Below are 21,188 nucleotides of genomic sequence, written 5' to 3' on the forward strand. Positions count from 1 at the left end.
CCGCGCTCGGGATGAGCGGGGCACTCGGGCTCGGTCTGCTGGTGGCTCCGTCGGCGCTCGCGGCCGGCCCTCCGGCTTCGCCTTCCCACGGGCCGGTAGGTGGTGTAACTCCGATCGAGGCCCCGACTCCCGCGCCCCCGCGAACGCCGGAGCAGCAGGTCGTGTTCGATGCCCTCGCCAAGGCAAAGACCACGGGTAGGTCCGTTGTCGTGGACGCCATGACGAGCGAGGCGTCGAAGACGGTCGCGAGTCCGGACGGAAAGCTGGTCACCACCGACGACGCAGAGGCGGTCCGCGTGAAGCGCGGGGGCGCTTGGGTGGACATCGACACCGCCCTGCGGACCAACCCTGACGGGACTCTCGGCCCTGCCGTCGCCTCGACTCCGCTGACGTTCTCCGGCGGCGGCAGTGGTCCGATGGCGACGGTGGCTACCGCTGACGGCAAGGAACTGGCTGTCACCGCGCCCTTCCCCCTGCCGAAGCCCAGCCTGAACGGTGCGACCGCGACCTACCCGGACGTACTGCCCGGTGTGGACCTCCAGCTCACCGCACTGGCAGTCGGGGGTTGGCGGGACGTCCTCGTCGTTCACACTGCCGAGGCCGCTGCGAATCCTGAACTGAAGTCCTTGCGCTTCCCGATCGACGCCAAGGGGTTGACTGTCAGCACGGATGCGCAGGGCGGCATCGATGTCAAGGACGAACACGGAACCGCGCGGTTCCGTTCGCCGGTCGCCCTCCAATGGGACTCCTCCCGGTCCCCGGTGACAACGCCGGCTGCCAACGCCAAGGCACGATCCGCTGCCGGTGCGCCAGCCCTCGGTGAGCCGGTCGTCGAGGGGGCGCGGTCCACCGCCGAGGCTCCGGGAGACGGTGCGAACGTCGCCGTCATCGGCACCAAGGTTGTCGGAAGCTCAATCGAGCTGACGCCTGATCAATCCATGCTCGGAGTCGGTACGGGGCCGTGGTATCTCGATCCCTCACTCACTGCCGTGACAAGCGGGATCCAGGGCTCGGTCGAGGTACAGGAGAACCACGACGAATACGAGTACTACAACAAGAAGACCAACCTCGCGACCGGATTCTGTGGCTATCACAGCCCGGACCCGAATCAGGACTGCGGGAAGGAAGGTCGTCAGCGCGCCTACTTCCAGTTTGCCGTGAATCCCGCTATATACACGGTCGTCAGTGGAGCGAACTCGCCTCCGGTGCTGTTCAGTTCCACCCTCAACGGCCAGGTGACCGGTGCAGCCAGTCCGAGTACGCCGACCGAGCTGGGCATCTATTCGGCTCCCAGGGCGATCCACGAACACAGCAAGTGGAAAGACCAGCCCTGCGAATACTCGAACTCTGGTCTCGTCATGGAAGGCTGCCAGTTCATCGGCAGCCAGCTCATCACCGGCAACGGTGGGCCACTGGCCGTCGACGTCACCGACATGATGAAGCGCGCGGCTGCCGGAAGGTGGGCCACCTGGACGATCGGCATCGCGCCGACCGGAGGCGAGGGCAACAAGCTCTACCGACACCATCTGGACAGTCGGCCCAGTATCACCACCACCTACGACATCACGCCCACAGTCTGGCATCCGCGGACGTCTCCCACCCCTGGCTTCGCGAAGAGCTTCTCCATCGACGGAGGCGATGCGGAGTGCAACACCGGTGGCGCCAACCCCTGGGACAACCCTGGATGGATCGGAAGCAATCAGAACATCTACCTCACCAGTAACAGCTGGTCGCCGACCGGGCTTCCACTGTGGACCGGATTCCACATGTGGGACGACAATGATCCCAACTTCACGTTTCGAGATGGTCGTTGGGGCGGGAGCTACAACTACCCGGCAGAAGCCGTCACGCCGGGCTCGCTGAGCGACGGTCACCAGTACGGCTGGTACGCCGGGGCGGCCGACGGGATTCTCACGTCGGATGCGAGTGCCTGGTGCTATTTCAGGGTGGACCGCACCAACCCGCGGGTCAGTATCAGCTCCACCGACTACCCGCCGGCGGGCAACCCGAATCCCAACCCGATCGTCTACATGAACGAGTGGAGTACGTTCTCGATCAATGCCGAGGATCCAGCCCCTGGCAATGGCCTCCAAGCCTCGGGCGTAGCCTGCCTGCGAGTCAGCACCGACCCGACCCCGGTTGTCGGTTGGCACTGCAAGGACGCCGACACCATCGCTGTGGGGCAGCCCTACTACCACCAGCCGCGCAAGTGGGGCATCAACACCCTCTACGCCTGGGCGATGGATGTGGCCGGCAACTACAGCCAGCCTGCCGTCTACAATTTCTACGTTCCCTGGCGGCCCGGGACCCAGCCGATCTTCGGTGATGTCGACAACGACCAGAAGGCCGACATCGTCACCACCGACAAGAGCGGGAACCTGCGCATCACCGCAGGCGGCGCCGATCCGGCGACCTCTCTCGCGGCACCGGCCTCGGCTGCGCCCGGAAGCCGTGAATACGGCACCACGTGGTCCGACTTCCAGCTCAGTCATCACGGCACACTGAACTTCGGTCAGGCCGTGGACCAGATCTTCGCGCACTTCACCAACCCCGCCAAGCCGAACGCCGCGGAATTGCGCAATAACGTGTACCTGATCCCCAACGACGGCACCGGCCGCTTCGACGATCTCACGCCGAGCGTCCTCACTCGGCCCTCTACGTGCACCATTTGGGGCACCACTGCTCCCTGCCCCGACTACAGCAGCGCGAACTGGGCGGGTGCCGACCAGGTGATCGCGCTCGGCACGCCCAAGGGCGAGGCCGTGGGTGCCGACAAGAAGGACCCCAACCGCCAGGTCATCACCACACAGACCTCCCTGCTGACTCTTGAGGGCGGCAAGCTCTACCTCTTCCAGCCCAACGGCCTGGCCAATGACGTCGCCACCGCGACGCTCATTCCCTCGTCGTCCGGTAACTGGTCCGACTTCGAGCTGATCAACCCCGGTGCCGCCAACGGCAAGACGGTCAACCCCAACGACGGCAAGGAGGTCGCCCAGGCAACCCTGTGGGCCCGCAACCGGTCCACCGGCGACTTCTACAGCTATCCGCTCGGGTGGAAGTCCGACCGTACTGTCGACTACACCGCGCTCACCAACCCCGGCGGAGGAATCCCCCTCTCCGTGGGCACCCAACTGCCCTCCGGCAGCCACCCGCTGGTCGGGGCCGGTGACCTCAACAACGACGGTTTCGCCGACCTGTGGACTGTCGACATCCTCAACGTGCTCGCGATCTTCCCTGGCACCAGCAGCACCGGGGTGGCCGGGAAGGTGGACGGATTCGCTCCGTGGGCGTTCGCGGGGTATGCCGATGCCAGTGTCTCGATCCACTCCATCCATGCGCGCTGGCTGTGTGCGGATGCCGAGGGCGGTGCTCGCGAGGGTGCCGAACTAGCTGCCTACAACTGCTGGGAGACCGGCAACCAGCGCTTCAACTTCGCCAGTGACGGAACCGTCCGCAACGGCAGTCTGTGCCTCTCCACCAGGGACAACGCGCTCGACAACGGCACGCTCACCGTCCTCGCCCGCTGCAAGGGCAACAGCGGCCAGAAGTGGAGCCTGCGTCCCGACGGCCGCTTGTTCGTGCCCGCCACTGTCACCGCGGACAATCCCGGTGGCAAGTGTCTCGAGCTTCCCAGGTGGGATACCGCACAGGGGACCCGGCTTGGCATCTGGGACTGTCCAGGCTTCCAGGACAATCAGCGTTGGACCCTCCAGGCCGAACGCAGCTCCTGACACTCTCACCCGTCAAGGGGCCCCGCCGACCGGCGGGGCCCTCGTCGTTCCCGTGGTGGAAGACCAGGGGAGCTGGCAGCCGGTGGCGGGCCCGTCCACTTGACGCCCCGACCCGGGCGGGGCGACCGGTTCGTGGGGCACACCGGCTTCGCCCGCGCACCCTGGCCGCGCCGTACCGGTGGTTCCGCATCGCCCCGCCCGGGCCGCCGTCAGCCCGCTTCGGCGGCCTTGGCGGCCACGGCCGCGGTGAAGCGTTCCAGCCCCTGCGGGCTGTGGGCGAGGAAGAGGTTCGGCTCGATCAGTTCCAGTTCCATGACCACCGGGTCGCCGGATTCGTCCAGCGCGAGGTCGACCCGGGCGAACAGGAGGGGACCGGCTGCGGGGAGGGCCGCGAGGGCCGAGCGGGCGATGCGGAGTTCCGCCTCGGTCGGCTCGTAGGGGGTGACGCCGGGGTGGGCCACCCGCAGGTTGTCGATCACCCCGGCCTCGGTCAGGACCGGGCCCTTGCGGATCGCGTGGCTGAAGTCGCCGCCGAGGAACACCAGGGCGCGTTCCCCCTCCACGACCCGGCGCAGGTAGGGCTGGACCATCACGGTGCGGCCCTGGCCGAGCAGCAGGCGGGCGTGGCGCAGGGCGTCGGCGGTCTGGCCGGGCTCGTAGCGGGCGGTGTCCCGGGAGCCGGCGGAGACGGCGGGCTTGACCACGATGTCGCCGGCCGGGAGCTCCTCCTCGCGGGCGGACCCGCCCGGTTGGAGGAACCGGGTCGGCACGACCGGGACGCCGCGTCCGGCGAGCGCCGACAGGTAGCGTTTGTCGCTGTTCCAGCGCACCACGGACGCGGGGTTCCACAGCCGGGTGGCGCGCGCGGTGGTGTCGGCCCAGGTCAGGAACTCGTCGATGCGCTCCGCGTAGTCCCAGGTGGAGCGGATCACGGCCAGGTCGAACCGGTCCCACCTCCCGGCCTCGGCGTCCCAGTCGACCGCCTCGGCGGCGAGGCCATCGGCCCGCAGGGCGTCGAGTATCAGCGGGAGGTCGGCGTCGTACGCCGCGGCGGCGCGGGCGGTCACGACCGCGATTCTGGCAGGGCGCACGGAAGTCTCCGGAGGTCGGGGGCGGGCGGGCCCTCAGTCTAGGGAGGCCCCCGGACGGGCGGTCCGCTCCTGCCGTCGGTAGCGCCCCGGGGGAGTCCGAACCCGCGCCGGAAGGCGTGCGCGCAGGCGTAGTCGGAGCCGTAACCGACCTGGGTGGCGACGGCGTCGGGCGGGCTCTCGGTCGCGCGGAGGAGCCGGGCCGCCGCCGTCGTCCGCCACCGGGTCAGGTAGCCGAGGGGAGGCCGGCCGATCAGGTCGGTGAACCGCCGGGCGAACGCCGCGCGGGAGGAGGTTCCCCGGGAGGACACCCGCGGGCGGCTGCTCGCCGGGGGCCGGCCGCCCGGTGTCGTGGACGGGGCGCCGGCCTTCGTCGAGGCGCGGATCGGTGACCCCGAGCCGGTGACCGGCACGGTCCGGGACGTCACCGGCGCCCCGGCGCGCCCGCTGCACGCGTGGGCCGCCGAACACGCGGAGCTGTTCCGCCGATCGGCCGGGGACGGCGCCCGCCCTCTCCGCGGGGCGCCGCCCCCGTGGGCCCCGCGCCCGCTCGCACGCCCCGGCGGCACGGCCCCCGTCCGCCGCGTGCGCCCAGGGCCTGCCAGGATGCGACCGGTTCGCGACCCGAACCCGACCGGCAACTCACTGGCCGTCAACTTCACGCCGCACCTACCATGTTGACGATCGAAGGAGGTGTCGGCGTGGTGCACGGGGGTGCGGGTCCCGGCCGGCGGCTGGAGAGCGCGATCGCGTGGGTACTCAGGAACTCGGACGGCGTGGTGGCCCTGCTGGGGGCGCTGGTCGTCGGCCTGCTCGACCTGTTCGGCGGCGGTCTGGGCGACAACGTCGTCTCCGGTGCCACGCTGCTGGTGCTGGCGGCCGTGGTGTACGGCTCGCTGGCCGAGCGCCGGCGCCGGGTGGTGGACATCCGGGAGGCGACGGAGGGCGCCCGGCAGGCGCTGGAGAACCTGACCTCGGTGCGCGAGCTGGCCGGGGTCGACCTGGAGCGGGCGCTGGAGCGGGCTCGTCAGGACACCGACCGGTGGGTGTTCAAGGGCGGCACCGGCACGTACCTGCGGGCCGTCACCCTGCCCGAGTGCGTCCAGGAGGCGCGGCGCCGCCGCCGCGCGCTCACCGTCAAGATCGACATCGTGCACCCGGGCGACGAGGCGGCCTGCGCCGCGTACGCGCGGTTCCGGGGGACCTTCGGCAGCCGGGCGGACGGCGCGCACGGCGCGCACGACGGCGGCTGGAGCGTGGAGCGCACCCGCAAGGAGTCCTACGCGACGGTGCTGGCCGCCGCCTGGTACCGGCAGCGCCTGGACACCCTGGAGATCGACGTCCACCTCTCGGAGGTGGCGCCGTCGCTGCGGTTCGACGTCTCCGCCTCCTGCCTGATCATCACCCAGGACGACCCGCGGCGGGTCAGCATCTACGTCGAACGCGGCCGTCCGCTGTACGACTACTACGTCACCGAGCTGCACCACTACCGGGAGCAGGCGGTCAAGCTCGACCTCCGGGACACCGAGCCGCTCGGCGACGACCCGACGGTGGACGAGGCCCGGCGGCTGTTCGAGCACCTGCGCATCCCGCTGCCGACGGCCTTCTCGGACCGGGACGTCGGCGACATCATCGACCGGGCGCTGCACGCGGACAACCCGTACCGCCGGTAGCCGCGCGCACCGCGCCCGCAGGGGGAACCAGGGGGAGACGATGAACCTCTTCACGACACTCGAACGGGCCACCGGACGCACCACCGCCGAGCCCGGCCTGGACGGCCTGGTCGGCGGACTGCTGGCCGAGGTGGCCTCCGGCGCGCGGTCGCTGCGCGCGGTCGCGCACCCGCTCGGCTTCTACTGCCTGCCGGTGCTGCGCGACGGCGCGTACGGCGTGTGCGTGCACGTCTTCGACCCGGTCCCGGCCGGGGCGGAGCGCGAGATCCACTGCCACAGCTGGGAGCTGAAGAGCAGCGTGCTCTACGGCCGGGTCGGCAACCTGCGGGTCGGGGTGTACGACGAGCCCGGCCGGCCGACCCACCGGGCGTTCGAGGTGTACAGCGCCGGAGGGGCGGACGAGATCCGCCCGACCCCGCGGCTGGTCCGCTGGGAGCCGCTGGCCGAGCAGACCAGCGCGCGCGGCGAGACGTACACCCTCGGCGCCGGCGAGTTCCACGCCACGGTGCTGCCGGACGCCGCGCCCGCCGCCACCGTCGTCCTCGGCCGGACGGTGCCGGGGCCGGTGGACGTGGTGCTGGGGCCGGTGGACGGCACCGCCCGCCGCGTGGTGCGGCGACTCTGCGACGCGGCCCGGACGGCCCGGATCGCCGACGAGGCAGCCAGGAGGATCAGTGGACACGACAGGACCGGGTGAGGGGGCCGCGCCGCCCGCCTACGCGGAGGAGTGCCGGGTCGCGGTGCGGGCCGCGGAGGAGGCGGGCGCCCTGCTGCGCGCCCGCTTCCTGGACGCGTTCCGGGTGGACACCAAAGGGGAGGACGGTGACGTCGTCACCGAACTCGATCTTCTGGCCGAGGAGTTGGTCACCCGCAGGCTGACCGAACGCTTCCCGGCGGACCGCATCCTGGCCGAGGAGGGCGGCGCCACGGCCGGCCGGCCCGGCTCCCGCCGCACCTGGCTGGTCGACCCGCTGGACGGCAGCAACAACGTGGTGATCGGCCTGCCCGCCTACGTGGTCGGCATCGCCCTCTGCGTGGACGACGAGCCGGTCGTCGGCGTGGTCCACGACCCGGTCGCCGGCCGGACCTGGCGGGCGGTGCACGGCTGCGGGGCGTACGGGCCGGCCGGGAGGCTGGGCGCCCCGGTGCGCCCGCCGGGCGCGGGGCGGCCGGTGCTCGGCTGGACGCAGGGGCACGGGGTGACGGGCGGCGACCCGGTGGCCCGGGCGCTCAAGGACGGGCTGGAGAGCGGCGCCCGCCGGGTGCTCCAGCTCTGGGCGCCGCTGCTCACCTGGTCGCTGCTGGCGTGCGGGCTCATCGACGGCTTCGTCGGCTACCGGGCCGAGGAGATCGACCTGCCCGCCGGGAGTCTGCTGGCGACCGAGGCGGGTCTGGTGGTCCGCGCGCTGGACGGCGGCGGGTTCAGCGCGCGGATCGGGCAGCCGGACACCGCCCGCAGCTACGTCGCGGGCCGTCCTGAGATCGTGCCGTACCTGCTCGACCTGGTCGCCCACGCCGGTCTCCCGGACGGACCCGGGGGACCCGCCGCCCGGTGACATCCGGCCCGCCCTGCCCCCCGTTGTGTCCTCCTGTGTCTGCAGCGCCGTCTCCCACGGGACGAAGAAGAGGGAAACGGCAACGCCGGTGACCGTTTCGAGGACCGCGATCAGGACGAGCTGTGCACCGGATCCGATGACGACCGCCTGACAGGAGGCCACCGCCAGCGCCGCAGCGGCCAGGGCCGTCGGCCGCTCGATCGTGAGCCGGTAGGCGCATACGTCGCCGACGACGGCCCCCGCACCGAAGGCTGCGACCACCACCGACCAGCCTGCCGCACCGCCCCACTCGCGCTGGGCAAGCACGGGCCCCAGTACGTCGACCGACGGCAGCACGACAACGTGGTAGACCGCCATGCCGGCCAGGCCGGACAACACCCACGTGCGGCTGCGCAGCTGAACCCAACCGGCGCGCAGTTCCGCGAGGAAGGTCCCCCCGGCGGCGCCCTGCACTGTCCCGGACGCCGGCATGGGCACCAGACCTGCGGCGGCCACCAGACCAACGTCCGAGACGGATCCGCCTACCGAGAGCACGGCAAAGGGCACGGCCACGAACGACACACGGTCGCCCAGCACCGACAGGGAATGCCCGATGAACAGGCGGGCGAACTGCGGTTCGTCACGCAGCACGCCAGGGATCAGGGGTTTCATGGCAGGAGCCGTTCAAGGACAGGAGGGCAGATTGCACAGCGCCCGAGCGCCGCCAGTGGGGCAGGACCATGCCGGCCGGCCGGTGACCGCGCCTGCGCTCAGAGGCCGATGCCGTCGGTGGCGGCGTCCTCCCGGGCCCGGGCGTCGCGGACGTAGCCCTCGAAGACCGGGGAGCCGTCGGCGTGGCCGGACTGGGCCCGCACCTTGTCGGGCTGCTTGCCGGCCCTGATCCCGGCGGTGATCAGCCCGGCCCGTTGGGAGTGCCCGGTGAGCCGTGTCTCCAGGCCGGCGCGCTCGGCGGTGCGGGTGATGACGATCCGGCAGCCGTCCGGGGACAGCCGCCCGGTGCCGAGGCGGCCCCACTGGTCGACCGGCCGGAACGCCGGGCCGCCGTCGAGACCGGCCGCGGCCCGCCAGGCGAGCCAGGCCCGCACCGGGCACGTCTCCTCGTGCCGACCGTAGGCCACGACCACGTCCCGGCCGGGCCGGCCCTTCACCGAGGGCACGGCGACGTGCAGGCCCTCGGCATCCGGCACGATCCCCCCGACGTCCAGGCCGCTCACCTCCGAGGCCCGCCCGGCGACGGCGAAGGACAGCAGGGTCAGCGCCCGGTCGCGCAGCCGAGCCAGCTCCGGTACCGCGTAGTCGCGGCGCCGCCGCCGTGAGCCGACCGGCCGGGGCACCAGCGGGTCGGCGGTCGACATCGCCCGCAGCTGCGCGGGAGTGGACGCCACCGCCCGGCCCCGGCCGCGCCCGGCCCGGAGCCGGTCCGGGTCGAGGCGGATCGGCGTGAGCGCCCGCCGGGCGGCGAGGGTGGTCTCCTTCGACACCTGGACGCCGCGGCGCCGGGCCTCCGCCGTCACCCCGGTGATCCGCCGCTCGATCGTGGCCGGGGCGGCCTCGGCGACCCGGTCGAGCCAGACGACGAAGCCGACCAGGGTGCCGGTCTCGACGGAGGTGTCCGGGAGGCGGTGGCCGGTGCGCTCCGGCGCGGCCGGCCAGTCCAGGTACTCGCCCCACACCGCCCGGTCCCGCGCGTAGCCGGCCCTGGTCTTCGCGGGGCGCACGTCGTCCGGGTGCCGGCGAGCGGGGGTGTCGAGCGCGGCGAGCACCGCGGCACTCGCCGCGTCCGGCCCGGCCCCGGCCCCGTCCTCGGTGACGTCGCCGCCGACGGCCGGCAGGGCGGGCAGCAACTCGTCGTCGACCGGTCCTCGCTCATCGAAGTCTCCTCGCTGACGCCCGTCGCCAAGGGCCGGTGGCGGGCACGGTGCCGCTGGGTCAGGTCTGCGTGGCGGTGTCGGCGGCCTCGGCGCGCTGCTTGGCCACCAGCCGGTGGCGCAGCGCTGCGGCGGCGGGGTCGGCGTCGACGTCGCGCCACCGGCGGCGATCGAAGCCGGGCGCGTCGGACCACTCCTCCGCGACCTCCACCAGGGACTGCCAGCACTGCCGGAGCGTGTGCAGGTTCTCCCCCCGGTGACGGTCGTCGGGGTTCTCGGTCAGACGCGCGAGCATCACCTCGGCGCGGGCCCTCGCGGTGCGCACCAGACTCGCCAGCGCCCGCGCGGCGCGTTCCTCCGGGCTGCCGAAGAGGTCGTCCCCCTTCATCGGAGTGATCCGTTCGTGCAGGAATCCGTGGATGGCCTCGATGTCTGCCGGGGTGAGGTCCACCGCGTAGTGCAGCTGTTCGGCGGGCGGGGTGCGGGTGTCGGTCACAGGGGCCCCTCGGTTCGGGCGGACGGATCGTCATATCCGGTTATTACCTCGGATATGCGATGTTATCCGAGGTGAAAACCGTCACATGCGGGTTCCCGGGAAACTGCCGCAGCGCTGACTGACATCCTCGGGGCAATCGGCGATTTCTTCGAAGCCCGGAGGGCGCGGGCCTTCCCCGTACGCGACGCCCTGCCCCTGACCCCCGGGCCGGTCCCTCAGGAGCCGCCCGTCACCGCGAGGGCCGCGGTGGCCAGCGCCACGCCGCCGACGGCGAGCACGGCCCCGGCCCCGGCCACGCTCCGCAGCGGCACCCGCAGGCCCGCCGAACGGCACCGCTCGTACCAGAGCAGGGTGGCCAGGGAGGCCCAGGGGGTGATCAGCGGGCCGATGTTGGTGCCGATCAGCAGGGCCAGCAGCTGCTGGTGGTTGCCGGCCGGCACCGCGCCCTCCCCGGCCAGGTAGACCGGCAGGTTGTTGAGCACGTTGGACAGGCCCGCGCCGACCGCCGAGGCCCGGAACAGGCCGAGGACCCCGCCGTCGGTGCCGATCGCCTCGGAGAGCAGCCGGTGCAGCCCGTGGGCGTCCACGGTCTGCACCACCAGGAACATCCCGGGCACCATGACCAGCAGCCGCCACGGTATCAACGAGGCGCGCAACCCCTCCGGGCGCCGGACGGCGTAGGCGGCGACGACCACCGCCGCCGCCGCGCCCGAGGCGACCCAGAGCGGGACGACGGCCGCCAGGCTGGCCACCAGGAACCCGGCGCAGGCCAGCGCGCAGATCCGGAACAGCGCCCGGTCCTTCGGCCGGTGGGCCGCCGGCGGCCGGTACGCGTCCGCCCCCCGCCGCCCGCGCCGCCAGTAGAACCCCCACAGGCAGACCATGGTGGCGAGCAGCGCGGCCAGTTGCGGCGCCCACATCGCCCGGGCCAGCCCGGCGGGGGAGAGCGCGACGCGGTCGGCGGCCAGCAGGTTGGTCAGGTTGGACACCGGGAGCAGCAGGCTCGCGGTGTTGGCCAGCCAGACCGTGGTCATCGCCAGCGGGAGCGGGGCGATGCCCACCCGGGTGGCGAGCGCCAGCATCACCGGGGTGAGCAGCACGGCGGTGGTGTCCAGGTTGAGCACGGTCGTGGTGAGCGAGGCGAAGCCCACGCACAGCAGGAACAGCACCGGGTAGCTGCCCCGGCCGACCCGCGCCACCCAGGCCGCGAGCACGTCGAACACCTCCGCGGCGCTCGTCAGTTCGGCCAGCACGATGACCGAGCCCAGAAAGGCCAGCAGCGGCGCGATCCGCTGCACGGCCGCCCCGGCGGAGTCCGGGGGGAGCAACCCCGTGGCGAGGAAGAGCAGGCCGAGGACGAGCAGCCCGCCGGCAAGGAGGTCGAGCGGATGAAGTCGCCGGACGGCGGGCCAGTACGCAAACACGGACGTCAGGGTCGCACACGAGGCGTCGCGGGTCGACACCGCCACTCGCACGTCTGGTCGGACACCGGTCGCGCGTTCGCGCAGTCCGGACCGGATATCACCCGAAACCGTTGTGGGCAAGGAGGGTTCAGCCCGTCCGGATCGGTCATAAGCTCTCTCCATGGGGGCTCTTGACGCGACCCCGGGTGGCCCCGGGCCGATCGACTTCTTCATCAGCTACTCGCCGGCCGACGAACGCTGGGCGGCCTGGATCGCGTGGACGCTGGAGGAGGCCGGCTACCGGGCGTTCCTCCAGGCATGGGACTTCGTCCCCGGCACCAACTTCGTCGACTTCATGGACCGCGGCGTCACCGAGTCGGCGGCCGTCATCGCCCTGCTCTCGCGCAACTACGAGCGCTCGCGCTACGGCCGGATGGAGTGGCAGGCCGCCCTGCGCGCGGATCCGGACGCGCCGGACCGCCGGCTGGTCACGGTCCGGATCGAGGACATCCCGGTGGACGGCCTGCTCGCCACCCTCACCTACATCGACCTGGTGGGCGTCGACGAGCCGGCCCGCGCCCGGCAGCTCCTGCTCAACCGGGTCGCGGCGGCGATGGACGGCCGGTCCCGGCCCGAGCTGCGCCCCGGCTACCCGGGCGGCGCGCCCGGCGCCCTCCCGCCGGCGGCCCAGACGCAGATCCCCGCCCCCCGCCCGGTCGGGGGCACCGGCTGGGCGGGCCGGCGCAGGCCGTCCGTCCAGCCCGAGTACCCGCAGGCGGCGGGCCGGGCCGGCGGGCGCGAGGCGGTGACCGTGCTGCACCTGGCCGGCCCCGAGTTCGGGCGGGGCAACGACCCGGTCGACCTCCAGGCCGCCGTCTGGGGCGACCTGGTGGAACTGGCCGACTCCGGGGCCCCCACACCCGAACTGGTGGTCGTCACCGGCGACCTGACCGCCTCCGGCAGCCCCCGCGAGTGCGAGCAGGCGCTCTCCTTCCTCACCGGGATGCGCGCCCTGCTCGGCCTGGAGCCGCACCGGGTGGCGATCGTCCCCGGCGGGCAGGACGTCAGCCAGGCCGCCTCGCGCGCCTACTTCGCCACCTGCGAGGCCGACGAGCTGCGCCCCACCCCGCCCTTCTGGCCCAAGTGGCGGCACTACGCCCGGCTGTTCCAGGAGTTCTACCAGGGGCTGGAGGTGGTCTTCGACAGCGCCCAGCCGTGGACCCTCTTCCCGGTCCCCGAACTGGGCACCGTCGTCGCCGGTCTGAACTCCTCGATGGCCTGGTCCCACCGGCCGGACGACCGGTACGGCTGGCTGGGCCCCGAGCAGGCCGCCTGGTTCGCCCAGGCGCTGCGCCCGTACGAGAACGACGGCTGGCTGCGGATCGGCGCCCTGCGCCACCCGGTCGCCGCCGCCCACTCGGGTACCGGCCCGGGGGGCGCCCACCAGGGCGCCGCGCACGCCGCCGGGGGCCGCCCGGCCGGCTCCCGGCCGACCGCCGCCCGCCCGGCCCGCGGCGGCCCGGACGCCGAACCGCTCCGCGACGTCGACCGGTTCACCCGGCTGACCGCGCCCCGGCTCCACCTGCTGCTGCACGGCCCGGCCGCCGCCCGCGGCGCCGTCGGGCCGCTCACCACCTCGGCCGGCGAGGTGACCGTGGTCGGGGCCCCGGCCGCGGGCGGCCACCAGTTGCTCCGGCTCACCCGCGACGGGCTGACCCGCTGGTCCGCCCCGGACGCCGAGCCCCAGCAGGCGGCCGTCCCCTGGCGCCGGGCCGGGCGGGCGTTCCCGGTGCCCGAGCCGGCCGGCCCGGCCCCGACCGTCGAACCGCCGCAGGTGGACGAGGTCCGCCCCGCCGCCGGGGCGGAGCGCGAGACCCGCAGGCTGACCTCGCCGGTGGACGCCCTGCTGGCCCGGGTCGCCGAGGTCTGCCGCACCCGCCACCAGGGCGCCCAGATCCGCGAGGTGGCCGGATCCCCGCCGCAGCTCTTCGTCACCTGGGCCGAGTCCGGCCTGGTCCGCCAGCAGCGGGTGGCGGTCAGCGTGCAGACCCCGACCGTGGAGGACGTCGACCGCTTCGCCGACGAGGTGCACGCCGACGGCGCCGGCCTGGACGCCGAACTCGTCCACGACGGCCCGCCGCCGCCCCGGGTGCTGCGCGAGCGGGCCCGGCGCCGGGGGGTGCGGCTGCGCAGCTTCGTGGAGTTCCAGGGCCTGCTGGACCTGCGCGACTACGTCTCCGCCCAGAGCGAGCGGCTCAGCACCGACAGCCAGTACCAGCCCGGCCTCTACCTGCCGCAGCGCTTCCGGGACGCCGAGCGCCCCGGCGTCCAGGAGCGCGAGGGCCTGGTCGACGAGCTGCTCCGGCTGCTCGACTCCGACCACGGCCGGTTCGTCCTGCTGCTCGGCGACTTCGGCCGCGGCAAGACCTTCGCGCTGCGCGAGACGGCCCGCCGCATCCCCGCCGAACTCCCGCACCTGGCGCCGCTGTTCATCGACCTGAGCGCGCTCGACAAGGCGCACTCGCTGGACGGCCTGGTCGCCGCCCACCTCACCGAGCACGGCATCGACACCCTCGACCTGCGGGCGTTCCGCTACATGCTCCGGCAGGGCCGCGTCGTCCTGCTCTTCGACGGCTTCGACGAACTGGTCAACCGGGTCAGCTACGAGCGCGCCGCCGACCACCTCCAGGTGCTGTTGGACGCCGCCGTCGACAACGCCAAGATCGTCGTCACCAGCCGCACCCAGCACTTCAGCTCGCACGAGCAGGTGCTCACCGCGCTCGGCGAGCGGGTCGGCCTGCTCCCGCAGCGCCGGCTGGTCGCCGTCCAGGACTTCACCCCGCACCAGATCCGCGGCTACCTCGCCAACCGGTACGGCGACCCGGACGCCGCGGCCCGCCGGATGCGGCTGCTGGAGGCGATCCCCGACCTGCTCGCGCTCTGCCGCAACCCCCGGCTGCTCAGCTTCGTCGCCGACCTCGACCACGACCGGCTGCGCGCCGTGGCGGGCGCCGGCCGGGCGCTCAGCGCCGCCGGCCTCTACCAGGAGGTCTTCACCTCCTGGCTGAGGTTCGAGGAGCAGCGCGGCCACGGCGGCCCGGGCGCCGCCCCCGGCCTGCGCCTGGACCAGCTCTGGCAGGCCGTCACGCTGCTCGCGGTGCGGCTGTGGGAGAGCGGCCGGGTCTCCATGGCGCTCGACGAGATCGTGGACATCGCCGGGGTGCTGAGCGGTCTGGCGGAGAACCCGATGCCCACCTCGCAGTTCGCGCACGCGGTCGGCTCCGGCAGCTTGCTGATCCGCTCCGACGAGGGCATGTTCCACTTCATCCACGGCTCGGTGGTGGAGTGGCTGGTGGCCCGGGCCGCCGCGGCCGCCCTGGAGCGCGGCGAGACCGAGCTGCTCGCCCGCGGACCGCTCAGCCGGCTCGCCGTCGAGTTCCTCTGCGACCTCGCGGACCACCAGGTCTGCCAGCGCTGGGCCCGGTCCGTCCTGGACGGCGCCCACGAGGGCGGCGAGGCGGCCCGGCTCAACGCGGTCAAGGTGCTGGACCGGCTGCGGGTGCCCGCGCACACGGACCTGCGCGGCGCCACGCTGGCCGGCGAGGACCTCTCGCACCGCGACCTGTCCGGCGTCGACCTGTCCGGCGCCGACCTGACCGACGCCCGCCTGCTCGGGGCCGACCTGTCCGGCGCCGACCTGCGCGGCGCGACCCTGGCGGGCGCCCGGCTCGACGGCGCCGACCTGTCCGGCGCCGACCTGCGCTCCGCCGACCTGCGCGGCGCCCGCCTGGTCCGCACCGACCTGCGCGCCGCCCGGCTGCGCGGAAGCCGGTGGCAGCGGGCCGCGCTGATCTCCGCCGTCACCGACCCGGAGGTGCTGGCCGCGCCCGAGCTGCGGGCCGCCGCCATCGCCCCGGGGCTGCCCGTCGAGGCCGGGTTCAGCCCCTCCGAGGTCGGCGTCCCGTACGGGTTCGACGTGCGCTCCACCCGGCTGCCCGAACCCGTCGCCTTCAGCCCCGACGGCCGGTTGCTCGCGGTCGGCAGCGAGGACGGCAGCGTGCTGGTCTGCGACGCCGTCACCGGGGTCGCCCTGCGGACCCTCAAGGACCACATCGGCCGGGTCTACGCGGTCAAGTTCGCCGGTGACGTGCTGGCCACCGGCAGCGCCGACGGCACCGTCCGGCTCTGGGACCAGGTCTCCGGGGAGTGCCGGCACCGCCTCGACGTCCACGCCGGCGGGGTCTGGCCGGTCTCCCTCGGGCCGTCCGGGCGACTGGTCGCCACCGGCGACCCGAACGGCGTGGTCACCCTCTGGGACACCGGCACCGGCCGCCCGCTGCACCGCCTGCCCGGTCACGACGCGCCCGTCTACACGGCGGTGTTCAGCCCCGACGGCGCCCAACTGGTCACCGGTGACCAGGGCGGCGGGGCGCGGCTCTGGTCCACCGCCACCGGCCGGCGGCTCGCCGTGCTCCCCGGCCACCGGGGCACCGTCTACCGGTCCGCGTTCAGCCCGGACGGCACCCTGATCGCCACCGCCGACGGCGGCGACGGCACCGGCGGCACCGTGCGGATCTGGGAGGCGGCCGGACGGCGCCTGCTGCACACCCTGCCGGGCCACGCCGGGCGGATCTACACGCTCGCCTTCCACCCCGACGGCGACCTGCTCGCCAGCGGCGACACCGAGGGCCAGGTCCGGCTCTGGAACCCGCTCGACGGCACGACCGCCGGCCGGCCCGAGGACTCGACCGGCAAGATCTACCAGGTCACCTTCGACGAGGCCGGCACCCGGCTCGCCGCGAGCGACAGCGACGGCGGGGTGCGGATCTGGCGGGTCACCCGGATCCCCCGGGCGGACGGCGCCGGTCGGTCGGGCGGGGACCCGGCGGCCCGGGGCGGCCACGAGGTGGTGCCGCTGCGCCGTCAGCCGCCCGAGCACCGGGGCTCGGTCTGGGCCTGCCGGTTCCGCCCGGGTGCGGGCCGGGGCAGCGCGGAGACCGACGCCCTGCTGGTCACCGGCGGGAACGACGGACTGGTCCGGCTCTGGGACCCGGCCTCCGGCCGCAGCCGCCAGCTGCTGCGCGGCCACGGCCGCCGGATCGGCTCGCTCAGCTTCAGCGGTGACGGCACCCTGCTGGCGGCCGGCGGCAACGACGGCGTGGTCCGGCTCTGGGAGCCGGCCACGGGCCGCCGGGTGCGCGAACTCTCCGGCCGCAGCAGCCGGCTGGTTTCCGCCGAGTTCAGCCCGGAGGAGGCGATCCTGGCCACCGCCACCAACGACGGCGACCTCTGCCTCTGGAACGCCCGGACCGGCGAGTACCTGCGCGAGATGGACGTCGAGACCGAGCACGTCTGGGCCGAGGCGTTCAGCCCCGACGGGGTCCTCGTGGCCACCGCCAACGACGACGACACCGTCCGCGTCTGGTACCGCCGCACCGGCGCCCACCTCATCACCCTGCGCGAGCACCGGGGCCGGGTCCGCTCCATCGCGTTCAGCCCGGACGGCCGGCGGCTGTTCACCGGCTGCGACGACAGCAGGGTCCGGATCTCCGACGTCGACACCGGCCGGGTCGAGGCCGAACTCGACGGCCACACCGACCGGGTGTACGCCGTCTCACCGGCACCCGACGGCTCCTGGCTGGCCAGCGCCTCCTGGGACGGCACCACCCTGATCTGGGGCGACGGCGTCGTCCGGCACCGGCTGACCGGCCACGTCGGGCGGCTCTGGACCGCCGCGGCCCACCCGTCCCGGCCGCTGCTCGCCACCGCGGGGGACGACCGGGTGGTCCGGGTCTGGGACCCGCGCACCGGCGAGCAGGTGGCCGGCCTGCGCGGCCACACCGGCCGGATCCTCGCGGTCACCTTCAGCCCGGACGGCTCGTTGCTGGCCAGCGGCGGCGAGGACGGCACCGTGCGGCTCTGGCGCGTCCGGGCCGACGGCCGGCCCACCGCGCTCGCCACCCTGCTCGGGGCCCCGGACGGCTGGGCGGCGCTGCTGCCCTCCGGTGCGTACAAGTGCGAGGGCGACGTGGCCGGGGAGTTCTGGCACGCCGTCGGCATGTGCCGGTTCGAGCCCGGCGAGCTGGACACCCACCTTCCGGGCGTCCACCGGCTCCCCCCGGAGGAGGAGTTGTGAGCCGCCGTTCCGGGTGCGCCGCCGTCGATGAGCCGGTGTCGTCGGTGCGTGCGGGCAGGATGAGCGCATGCCGAGCACGAGCACGAGCACGACCACGAGCACCGTCCGCCTTCGCATCGAGGCCACCGACCTCCCGGGCCGCAGCTGCGCCCCGGTCCCCGGGTTCCCCGGGTACACCGCCGTCCAGGTGGGTGTGCAGCGCAAGGGGAGGCCCGGGGAGCTCCTCGACCCGGTGGCGGGGGACGCGGACGAGGCGGTCTGGACGGTGGAGTGCACCGTGAAGCCCGGCCCGGCCGGCCCGGACCTGCTGGGCCCGTACGTGCAGGGCGGCCCGGGCGCCCGGTTCGTCTACCTCACCTGGCTCACCCCGGGTCCGGACGGCCCCGCGCTGCTCCGCCGCGCCAAGCTGTTCCTGGACGCCGTCCCGCCGGCCACCCTCGGCGCGGCGGTGCGCGGCGGGCTGCTGGTGGGCCGGCTCGGGCTGACCGACGCGAAGGGCCACCCGCTCTGCGGGGCGGTCCGCCCGCCGGTGATCGCCTGGTCGGCCGGGGGCGGCGAGGGATCCGCGGCATGACGGAGGGCCCCGCCGGTGCGGCGGGGCCCTCCGGGTCCGGTGGAACGTGCTGCTCGGCGACGCTTGTCGCCGGGCGGGCGCGGCCTACTGGTAGGTGACGGTGGCGCTGGCGCCGCTGAAGTTCTGCTGCCCGGCGGCGAGGCTGAAGTAGACCCAGCCGGACGGCGGGTTGTTGATCGTCAGGGTCTCGTTGTTGCCGGCGTTGGTGGACTTCGCCTGGTACGAGGAGGTGGTGGCCCAGTTGCTGCCGCCGTAGTAGAGGTCGGCGTTGCCGGTGCCGCCGGTGGTGGTGATGGTCAGCTGCTTGACGCCGGCCGGCAGGTTCAGGAAGTGGTAGCTGTAGTTGCCCGCGGTGGCGGTGAGGTTGTCCCGGCGGCAGTTCTTGTCGAACTGGCGCGGGTCGGCGATGGTGCAGACCGGGGTGGTCGGGGCGACCGGGGCGTCCGGCAGCGTGCCGCAGCCGTTGGTCGCGCAGGCGGTCAGCCAGGCGTCGAAGCCGGCGTCGTAGCCGGTGCCGACGGTCTGCTTCAGGAAGGTGCGGGCACCCTCCCAGTCACCGGTGCGGTACTTGGTGAGCACGGTCTCGATGTCCGCGCGGTGCTCCTGGAGCATGTAGCGGACGGCCAGCCAGCCCCACTTGTAGACCCGGGTCGAGTTGACGTCGGGGTCCGCCTCCTGGCCGTAGACGGTGTCGAACAGCTGGCTGAGCTTGTAGGTCTTCTTGGCGGCCTCGGCGATCGCGTCGGTGTTGGGCAGGTTGCGGTAGCCGAACGAGATGTTCTCGGCGATGCCCTCGACCCACCAGATGGTCGGGGTGGTCAGGCTGGCGTCGAAGTCGCCGGCCATGTTGTAGCGGCCGTCGAGGTAGTGGGTGTACTCGTGGTTGAGGTTCCAGATGTGGAAGGTCGGGCGGAGCCAGTCGGCCTCGTGGGCGATGAAGCGGGCCTGGTTGCCGGGCAGGGCCGGGTTGCCCTCCTCGTACATGCCGCCGTTGTCGATGTCGATGTTGTAGAAGGCCCAGGCGTACAGCGCGTAGTTGTAGTAGTCGTCGAAGGCGACGACCTCCAGGTCGGTGTTCACGTCACCGGGGATCGCGCCCTTGTCGCCGATCACCTTGTGGAAGTACGCGTCCTGGTTGGTCAGGCTGGTGCAGGTGCTGGTCAGCTGCGCGGGGGACATGTCCTGGGCGCGGATCTTCAGGCCCGGGTTGCAGGTGCGCTGGATCGGGAGGATGACCGGGAGCAGGCGGTCCGTCAGGTCGCAGATGGCGTAGGCCGCGCAGTTGCCCTTGTCGAACTGGCGGGTGGCCCAGGCCAGGTTCATGGTGATCGGCGCGGTGGGGCCGACGTTCGGGTACCGGTTGATCAGGTCCTTGAGCAGCGGCCGGAGCCGGTCCTTGAGCTCGGGGACGACGAGGGCGTAGCCGAGGTAGCGGCCCATGTTGCTGACCATGTCGTCACGGTTCAGCAGGTCCTCGTTGCGGGTGATGAAGCCCGACCAGGCGTCGAGGAGCGAGGAGTCGGCCTTGAGCGCGGCCTTGAGGCCCTGGCCGTCCTTCTCGGGCTTGGGGTCGAGGCCTTCCTCGATGAGCCAGTCGAAGTGCTTCAGCGAGAGGTTCATCAGCCGGGGCCAGTTGCCGTCGTAGCTGTTCAGCATCCACTTGAGGACGCCGTTGTACCGGCCGAAGGTCCTGGTCTGGCCGATCACCGTGACGACCTCGTTGAGGGTGTCGCCGTTGGCGTCGGTGATGTCCTTGCTGTGCGGAGCGGCGAAGAAGGCGTCGAGCGCGCCGCGGGCCGCGGTCTCCAGGGTCGGACCGTAGGTGCCGACGGCGTCCGGGAGGACCTCGTGGAGGTAGTAGCCGGCGCGCAGGTACATCACCAACTGCCCGACGGAGGTGCTGTTGTCGCCCGGGTAGGTCGCGGAGGCGTCGCGCAGCGCGTTGGCGACGGTCACCATCTTGGCTTCGCCGAAGGCCTTGCCGGCGTCGGCTCCGGTGAGCTGGAACAGCGGGTAGGCGCAGGGGACGTTCGGCAGTGCCTTGAGCTGCTGGACCAACGCGCTGCCCGTGGCGTTGATCAGTTCGGAGAGGTTGGGACACGGCTCCCCGGCGGCGGCCGAGAACTGCTTGGCCGCCTTGAGGGGCTCGGTGACCGGAACGGCGGGGACGGCGGACTGCTTGCCGTAGTCCTGGGAGGAGAGCTTGAAGGGGCTGTTGTTCCTGGCCTCGGGCGACTTGGGGACCGGGATCGACCGCGGCGCCGAGGCGGTGGTTCCGGTGGCGTTCACGCCGGCCGGGGCCGTGGCGCCGACGGGCGCGGCCTGGCTCTGCGGTGTGAACAGGCCGAGCGCGATGAAGAAGGCCGCGCCGAGCGCAGGGAGTCTGCGCACGTTGGCCGTTGATATCCGGGAGGGACGCATCTGTGGGGGCCTCCGGGGCCGTTGTGACCGCGCGTTGGGGCACGCGGCCAATCGATGTGTGACATGTAAAATGGCACATGTCGCATGGCGCCGGGAAGGCCTCGGACCGGATTGTCGTTCGCCGCAACCGAAACGTTGTCAGAACACATGACGGAGGGCCCCGCCGGTGCGGCGGGGCCCTCCGGGTCCGGTGGAACGTGCTGCTCGGCGACGCTTGTCGCCGGGCGGGCGCGGCCTACTGG

The 21,188-nt window shown here is 73.2% G+C and carries 12 protein-coding genes; 6 read left to right on the forward strand and 6 right to left on the reverse strand.

Annotation, left to right across the window (positions count from 1 at the left end; all coding sequences use genetic code 11):
• Nucleotides 1–161: 161 nt before the first annotated feature.
• On the forward strand, nt 162–3,731 hold the full coding sequence (locus ACFWIC_RS27615; RefSeq protein WP_380520268.1) for a ricin-type beta-trefoil lectin domain protein: 3,570 nt from the start codon (nt 162–164) through the stop codon (nt 3,729–3,731).
• Nucleotides 3,732–3,940: 209 nt separating this feature from the next.
• Here ACFWIC_RS27615 and ACFWIC_RS27620 read toward each other — a convergent pair whose 3' ends face one another.
• Nucleotides 3,941–4,798 carry a RimK family alpha-L-glutamate ligase gene (locus ACFWIC_RS27620; RefSeq protein WP_380520269.1) on the reverse strand — a complete coding sequence of 286 codons (858 nt, stop codon included), beginning with the start codon at nt 4,796–4,798 and terminating at the stop codon, nt 3,941–3,943.
• A 62-nt stretch (nt 4,799–4,860) separates the two neighbouring features.
• Nucleotides 4,861–5,130, reverse strand: a complete 270-nt coding sequence (locus tag ACFWIC_RS27625) for a helix-turn-helix domain-containing protein (RefSeq protein WP_380520270.1) — start codon at nt 5,128–5,130, stop codon at nt 4,861–4,863.
• A gap of 390 nt (nt 5,131–5,520) precedes the next feature.
• Between ACFWIC_RS27625 and ACFWIC_RS27630 the strand changes: the two genes are divergently transcribed.
• From ACFWIC_RS27630 to ACFWIC_RS27640, 3 genes are read left to right on the forward strand one after another with little or no spacing between them, the layout of a single operon-like run.
• Complete coding sequence (locus ACFWIC_RS27630; protein ID WP_329876752.1) at nt 5,521–6,492, forward strand: hypothetical protein; 972 nt, start codon at nt 5,521–5,523, stop codon at nt 6,490–6,492.
• 40 nt (nt 6,493–6,532) lie between these two features.
• On the forward strand, nt 6,533–7,189 hold the full coding sequence (locus tag ACFWIC_RS27635) for a hypothetical protein (protein ID WP_329876750.1): 657 nt from the start codon (nt 6,533–6,535) through the stop codon (nt 7,187–7,189).
• A complete protein-coding gene (locus ACFWIC_RS27640) occupies nt 7,167–8,048 on the forward strand; it encodes an inositol monophosphatase (protein WP_329948563.1) in 882 nt (293 codons plus the stop codon). Before ACFWIC_RS27635 ends, ACFWIC_RS27640 begins: the two co-directional genes overlap by 23 nt.
• A gap of 749 nt (nt 8,049–8,797) precedes the next feature.
• On the opposite strand, the gene ACFWIC_RS27645 is transcribed toward ACFWIC_RS27640, so the two are convergent.
• From ACFWIC_RS27645 to ACFWIC_RS27655, 3 genes are all read right to left on the reverse strand, one after another.
• Entirely contained in the window at nt 8,798–9,892 is a 1,095-nt protein-coding gene (locus ACFWIC_RS27645; protein ID WP_380520271.1) for a tyrosine-type recombinase/integrase, read from the reverse strand.
• An 85-nt stretch (nt 9,893–9,977) separates the two neighbouring features.
• On the reverse strand, nt 9,978–10,412 hold the full coding sequence (locus ACFWIC_RS27650) for a hypothetical protein (RefSeq protein ID WP_329948561.1): 435 nt from the start codon (nt 10,410–10,412) through the stop codon (nt 9,978–9,980).
• Nucleotides 10,413–10,627: 215 nt separating this feature from the next.
• The gene (locus ACFWIC_RS27655) at nt 10,628–11,836 is read right to left on the reverse strand and encodes an SLC13 family permease (RefSeq protein WP_380520272.1); all 1,209 of its coding nucleotides are present in this window, start codon (nt 11,834–11,836) and stop codon (nt 10,628–10,630) included.
• 160 nt (nt 11,837–11,996) lie between these two features.
• Here ACFWIC_RS27655 and ACFWIC_RS27660 point away from each other — a divergent pair, with 160 nt between their 5' ends.
• Together ACFWIC_RS27660 and ACFWIC_RS27665 are read left to right on the forward strand one after the other, a co-directional pair.
• Nucleotides 11,997–17,951: a TIR domain-containing protein gene (locus ACFWIC_RS27660; protein ID WP_380520273.1), complete on the forward strand. Its 5,955-nt coding sequence runs from the start codon at nt 11,997–11,999 to the stop codon at nt 17,949–17,951.
• Nucleotides 17,952–18,018: 67 nt separating this feature from the next.
• The gene (locus ACFWIC_RS27665; protein WP_380520274.1) at nt 18,019–18,525 is read left to right on the forward strand and encodes a DUF5990 family protein; all 507 of its coding nucleotides are present in this window, start codon (nt 18,019–18,021) and stop codon (nt 18,523–18,525) included.
• An 84-nt stretch (nt 18,526–18,609) separates the two neighbouring features.
• Here the strand turns inward: ACFWIC_RS27665 and ACFWIC_RS27670 are convergent, their stop codons facing one another.
• Nucleotides 18,610–20,916 carry a collagenase gene (locus ACFWIC_RS27670; protein ID WP_380520275.1) on the reverse strand — a complete coding sequence of 769 codons (2,307 nt, stop codon included), beginning with the start codon at nt 20,914–20,916 and terminating at the stop codon, nt 18,610–18,612.
• Nucleotides 20,917–21,188 lie beyond the last annotated feature (272 nt).

Origin of the sequence: Kitasatospora sp. NPDC127035 (assembly GCF_042726075.1) — a bacterium.
Lineage (GTDB): Bacteria > Actinomycetota > Actinomycetes > Streptomycetales > Streptomycetaceae > Kitasatospora.

Coding starts and splice junctions, on each gene's coding strand:
- ACFWIC_RS27635 (WP_329876750.1), top strand. CDS start 6,533: ATGAACCTCTTCACGACACTCGAACGGGCCACCGGACGCACCACCGCC.
- ACFWIC_RS27660 (WP_380520273.1), top strand. CDS start 11,997: ATGGGGGCTCTTGACGCGACCCCGGGTGGCCCCGGGCCGATCGACTTC.
- ACFWIC_RS27665 (WP_380520274.1), top strand. CDS start 18,019: ATGCCGAGCACGAGCACGAGCACGACCACGAGCACCGTCCGCCTTCGC.